1 pseudogene is annotated in these 206 nt (G+C 62.1%); it reads right to left on the bottom strand.

From position 1 onward, the window contains the following. Positions 1 to 183 (bottom strand): annotated as a pseudogene (locus BN358_RS12260) (acetylglutamate kinase); the annotation flags it as partial. Positions 184 to 206: the final 23 nt, after the last annotated feature.

Below are 206 nucleotides of genomic sequence, written 5' to 3'. Positions count from 1 at the left end.
GCACGACCACCGGCTTCACCCCCACCGTGCGCAGGAAGACGATGTCCTGGGCGAAATCGACTTCAGCGCGTCGTCAACCATGGCGTTTCCGCCGTACTTCACCACGATGGTCTTCCCGACGTAGCGCTCCAGCCACGGCAGTGCTTCGATCAGGATGGCCGCCTTGCTCGCCGCATCGCTCATGTGGAGTACTCCGCGTTCTCTTT

The organism is Sedimentibacter sp. B4 (assembly GCF_000309315.1).
Taxonomy (GTDB): Bacteria; Bacillota; Clostridia; order Tissierellales; family Sedimentibacteraceae; genus Sedimentibacter; species Sedimentibacter saalensis.
This window is presented reverse-complemented; position numbering and strand designations above follow the sequence as displayed.